At 54.9% G+C, this 5,491-nt stretch carries 4 protein-coding genes; 3 read left to right on the top strand and 1 reads right to left on the bottom strand.

All coding sequences use genetic code 11. The features are described from left to right. Window positions 1-96 precede the first annotated feature (96 nt). The gene (locus tag AB1Z34_RS11010; RefSeq protein WP_016421371.1) at window positions 97-1,677 is read right to left on the bottom strand and encodes a helicase-associated domain-containing protein; all 1,581 of its coding nucleotides are present in this window, start codon (window positions 1,675-1,677) and stop codon (window positions 97-99) included. Window positions 1,678-1,791: 114 nt separating this feature from the next. On the opposite strand from AB1Z34_RS11010, the gene AB1Z34_RS11005 reads away from it, so the two are divergent. The 3 genes from AB1Z34_RS11005 (at window position 1,792) to pbp2m (ending at window position 5,374) form a co-directional block, all read left to right on the top strand. Then, entirely contained in the window at window positions 1,792-2,652 is an 861-nt protein-coding gene (locus tag AB1Z34_RS11005) for a LysR family transcriptional regulator (protein ID WP_012360809.1), read from the top strand. After that, a complete protein-coding gene (locus AB1Z34_RS11000) occupies window positions 2,649-3,479 on the top strand; it encodes a serine hydrolase (protein ID WP_012360808.1) in 831 nt (276 codons plus the stop codon). The genes AB1Z34_RS11005 and AB1Z34_RS11000 overlap by 4 nt, the downstream gene beginning before the upstream one ends. A gap of 113 nt (window positions 3,480-3,592) precedes the next feature. Continuing rightward, complete coding sequence (gene pbp2m, locus AB1Z34_RS10995) at window positions 3,593-5,374, top strand: penicillin-binding protein PBP2M (protein WP_016421369.1); 1,782 nt, start codon at window positions 3,593-3,595, stop codon at window positions 5,372-5,374. The last annotated feature ends 117 nt before the right edge of the window (window positions 5,375-5,491 follow it).

Below are 5,491 nucleotides of genomic sequence, written 5' to 3'. Positions count from 1 at the left end.
TGGGTAATAGCTTTCGGGGAGCTATTCTTTGGTGATTTGTGGTGTGTGGTCTGGGGTTATGGTGGCATGCGGACACACTTTTCTTTACTTAACCCTCTAGCACGGCACGTCCACCGCAGCGATGCGGTGGGGTTGGATCGTGAGGCTCTCCCCGGTGGATTCGAGCACCGCGGAGATGGTGGAGGGGGTCATCATCACGATGGAGATCCAGTCATGGCTGGTGGCACCCGCATAGTCCACGTAGTGCAGGCGCACCTGTGTGCCCGCGGTATAGGCGCGGCGCAGCTCGGACATGATCTCCCGCGGCGAGCGGAAGGTCCGGGTGTCCGAGGCCTTCGTGCCGTCCGCCGGGTCCACGGCGATGGCCTGGTCGTGGGCGCGGCGAAAACCCTCCACGGCGCCGTCGATCTCCGAGGCGATCTCGGTGGAGTCCCCAGTGATGTCCATGATGTTGCGCTGGGGAGTATCCACGCGAGACGGGACACGAGCCGAGTGGGGTTCGGTGGCGGAGCCCTGCTGGAATGCCCTGGTGGCGTCGTCAATCAAATACCGCAGGGACTGGGGAACGGACGAGAGACCGCCGGGGGACATGCGATCCAGGAAGGCCTCGATGTCCTTCCATGGGGCGTCATAGCGCTTCGGCCCGATCAGGCTGAATACGTCGCCTTCGCGGCCGTCCTCGCGCACCAGGGTGGCGGTGAGCCCCAGACGGCGGCGAGACTGCAGGTCGGAGGTCATGCGGAACACCGGGGCAGGCAGCAGGTGAACCTCGTCGTAAATGATTAAGCCCCAGTCGCGGGAGTCGAACAGCTCCAGCGCCCGGTATTCGCCCTTCGACTTGCGCGTGACCACTTGGTAGGTGGCGATGGTCACGGGGCGGATCTCCTTCTTCTCTCCGGAGTATTCGCCGATTTCATCCTCCGTCAGGGAGGTGCGGCGCACTAGCTCGTCCTTCCACTGCCTGCCCGCGACGGTGTTCGTCACCAGGATCAGGGTGGTGGCCTTTGCCTTGGCCATCGAGGCCGCGCCGACCATCGTCTTGCCCGCACCACATGGCAGCACTACCACGCCCGAGCCGCCTTCCCAGAAGCTATCGGCCGCCATCTCCTGGTAGTCGCGCAGCTGCCATTCTTCGTGTTCCTGCGACAGCTCGATGGGGTGTGCCTCGCCGTCGACGTATCCCGCCAGGTCCTCTGCGGGCCAGCCGACCTTCAGCAGTTCCTGCTTGAGCCTGCCGCGCTCGGAAGGGTGCACAACGATCGAGTCCTCGTCGATCTCTGCGCCCAACATGGGCTTGATCTTTTTGTGACGCCGGATCTCCGTCAGCACAGCCCTGTCCGTCGTCTCTAGCACGAGCCCGTGCGCTGGGTGCTTGATGAGCTTCAGCCGCCCGTAGCGATCCATCGTGTCGGCAATGTCGATGAGCAGCGGCTGCGGGGCGGGGAACCGCGAGTAGGTTTCCAGCACGTCCATAATCTGCTCCGCGTCGTGCCCTGCCGCGCGGGCGTTCCACAGCGCCAGCGGGGTGATGCGGTAGGTGTGCACGTGCTCCGGCGCGCGCTCCAGCTCCGCGAACGGTGCCAGCGCGGTGCGCGCCTCCTGCGCCTGTTCGTGGTCGATTTCCAGCAGCACGGTCTTATCCGACTGCACAATGAGCGGTCCGTTTCCAATGCCCACGCTGTGTGTCACTTCCTTTTTGTTTATCGACGCCACCGCGACGGTGTTGCTCAAGCCAAAGACATCATTTTACGCTGCAGTGGTGCGAACTCGTGCTCCACTATGCTGAGACCCATGATTGCTCAGACGGGAAATCTGCGCCAATGGCAGTATTTCGTGGCTTTAGCGGAGACCGGTAGTTTTACAGCGGCGGCAGCGCGACTGGGAGTGAGTCAGCCGCCTGTCTCCAATGCCATTAAGCGCTTAGAAGCTGGTGTAGGTACACCGCTATTTATCCGAGGGGCGGGGGAAGTGAAACTAACCGAGGCAGGGTTGACCTTGCTTCCATATGCCCGGGTGATTAATCGCGATCTTCAGACTATGCATTCGATGATTGACGGTATCCGAAGTGGTGCGCAAAGCGGGTTTCGTTTGGCCATCAGTAGTGCGCTTCCAAGCGAGATAGGATCGCGTATTGCAGCAAAGGCACAGCAGCATGATGGAGTAGTTTTGTCGTCACTGCCTTCTGTTGAGATTCTTGCCCGTGTTGAAGAAGGCGCTATTCATGCGGGGCTTGTTCAAGCTCCGGTTCCCTTGGGTACTCACCGCAGTGCGAGGCAGTTTTCTCTGTCACGTGATCTAGTGGTGCCGCCGGGGTATTCAAGGTTGGATAAGACCTTGTCTCAATTGAATCTGCTGGTGGAGAACCTGAATGACAATTCAAGTGCAGCCAGTGGTTTGGCGAGAGAGCTATTTCGGTCGGGTGTGTCTTGCGAAATTAATGATTCAGAGGATGCTCTAGGTAGGGGCTTATTGATTGGAAGAGGGGAGGGGATGTCTTTGGTATTTCGCGGTTTTCACCAGTTTGACAATGCTATTGAGCTTCCTTCCCGTTTCGATTTTTCCGTGGATGTAGTGGTTCGCCGAGGTGGGATGGACAATGGCGCCGAGGCCATGGCGGTCGCCGAAAGAATTTGTCGAAGGATTAACCAATGACTGCACGGATGGAGATGGCCCTGGAAAACGTGTTGACGCGGTCGGGGTGTGAGGGATGGTGGTGTGCATCGCGACTGCACGATGGGGTGACTATCGGACGCAAACAAGACGAGAAAATTACGGTGGCATCCTTATATAAAATCCGGCTCCTCCACCTCACTTTGGAAGCGATTCAACGAGGTGATCTGGATCCTCGTCTTCGTGTTGACGTTGCACCGTCCAAAGGAACTTACGAAGGGTATGGGTTCGCTGCCTTTGATGACGCAGTGAACGTGAGTCTCCGAGACTTAATGAAACAAGTCGCATCGGTGTCAGATAACGTGGCCGCCCACGAGATTTTGCGTCTACTGCCTGCGTGGGCTCGAGAAGCATTTCTTAAACGGTTTCCACCTCATTATGACTTGCAAGATCGGAATAGCTTAGTGACGGCGGAGAAACAATTGCGTCAATATGTTCAATCCCAAGGGGGGAGTAGTACAGATATAGCGTTTTCTGCAGTCTCTTCGTTGGCGGAAATAACTAATGACTTGGAACAGGTTTGGAAAGACGATAGTGCAGCGGTACGTCGATCTATGTGTGAACTCTTGGGGTTGCAGGTGTGGCGTCACCGTGTTCCTTCAGGCTTTCCTCCAAGCGGCGTTGATATCTATGGAAAAACGGGCACTGTAGGACTTCTCCATGGTGAAGCTTCGATTATCCAGGTTGAGGGCGAGGAGCCCATTGTGGTGTCCATCATGCTGAAACAGGTGGTGCCAGAACAAGCAATGAGTACTCACGATGGTGCTATTGGCGAAGTGGCTAGACTGCTCGTGGACGCTCTTCGTTAGAATTTCTGCCACTTGAATACACACTTCTACCATCGCCTATATGTGAATGAAATGAGACAATTGCATTATGTGATATTGGTGGCATCCAATGCGTCTCACTTAACGTCACTCCCATGATGACTAAGCACAATCGTTTCCGTCAGTCGGTGATTGCACTCTGTTCGCTCTCCGCAGTGATGTTGAGCAGCTGTTCAGCTCTACCGTGGGAATCAGACTCAGACGTATTTCTCAAAGCTTTCAACGCGGGAGATGACAGCAAGGCTGCACGGTATCTGGATCATCCAGACCCGGAGCGCGCCCTTCATGAATTTCGGCAGTCACTTCATGGTGTGAAGGTCAACATCGAAAAATCTGATATTTCCAATGGAAAGCAGAATACTCATGTGACTTGGTCCAAAGATGGTGTGGAGTTGGAGAGCAATGGTCGGCTCGTCCTTAGTGGACAGGATGGTAAGCCTCAATGGTTGCCTTCGATCTTCGAAGCTCAGTTGAGCGATGATTCCGCACTCTTTTTTGCTGAAGATAAACAGTACGATCTTCCAATTAAAGATCGCTTGGGCAATGAATATATGACCTGGACGAAAGTTATTCAGGTACGAGGTCGCAAAGATATAGCCTCTAGAGCGCAGGAATTGGCCCAGATTTTTGCACCAGTGTCTCCCACAACGACTAAGGAGTGGATCGAGCAGACCTTGGGAGAGTCTCAGGATGAAGACACCGTGCTCCTCACTTTGAGGCAGGAAGAATTCCGGAAGATACAAGAGCAACTTAGGACCTTTGAGGGAATTTCCACTGTGGAGCAGGGGCGTCTCTTAAGCGTGTCCAAAACTCTTAACTCTCCGCTGGATGCTGAATTGAACAAATATTGGGAGTCAGTGCTCGATGCTAATTCAGGATGGTCGATACGCGCTGAGAGTTCACAAGGTATGACGACGGTAGCCTCTGAGCCGCCTCGCCGAGTTCAGCCAATCGCAACCACTCTGGATAACACACTGCAAAGCGCAGCAAAACAAGCAGTGGACAGTGAGCAACGTGCCGCAGTTCTAGTCGTGCTCAATCCTAGAACAGGAGGTGTCCTTGCCGTTGCACAAAATGACAAGGCAAATAACCAAGGGCCAATCGCACTCACCGGGCTATTCCCACCGGGATCGACGTTCAAAACTGTGACCACAGCGGCGGCACTAGAGGCAGGGGCAGTCAGCATGGATGAGGAACTACCTTGTCCTAGCAATATCACCGTCGCTGGACGCAAGATTCCCAACGATCATGACTTCGATCTAGGTAGCGTTCGACTGGAAGAAGCTTTCGCCCAATCATGTAACACAACCCAAGCGGTCATTTCGGATCGTTTGGGAGAAGATGATCTGCAACGGACTGCTTTAGAACTCGGAATTGGCTCCGACTTCGACGTACCAGGGATGACCACACTTACTGGTTCGGTGCCGCGGACACCGGCTGGACCTCCTCGTGTGGAGGCTTCTATTGGACAGGGCGAGGTTCTAGCTAGTCCATTTGGGATTGCGCTCATGCAATCGACTGTCGCTAACGGCGGCTTGCTTGTTCCTCCACAGCTCATTCAAGGCGAACAGACAGTAGTGAATAAACAGGCAGACCAGCATGTCAGCGATACAACTATTCAAAGCCTCCGGACGATGATGAAATCAACAATTGACCACGGTTCAGCTAGGTCGTTGAGTGATCTTAGTGCACTTGGCGGAAAGACTGGTACAGCAGAAATTGATGGCAAGCTTTCCAATGGCTGGTTCGCTGGAACGACAGGGGAATTGGCGATTGCGTCCCTTGTAATCGAAGGAGATTCTTCTCAGCCAGCTGTGGAAATGGCCGGGCGTTTCCTTCGCTCGCCGGATGTTCAGAAATTCTCTGGAATTCAATAAACTTGCGTCATAACCTCTAGCACGGGTTAAGTAAAGAAAAGTGTGTCTTTTCCGGGCGTGTTGCGGTTATTTGATCCAGCCTTTTTGGATGCCGAGGTTGTGTTGGTAGCTGGTGTC

Source organism: Corynebacterium sp. 045007 (genome assembly GCF_040743205.1).
Lineage (GTDB): Bacteria > Actinomycetota > Actinomycetes > Mycobacteriales > Mycobacteriaceae > Corynebacterium > Corynebacterium jeikeium_D.
The sequence above is the reverse complement of the archived record's forward strand: the minus strand, read 5'-3'. Positions and strand labels throughout refer to the sequence as shown.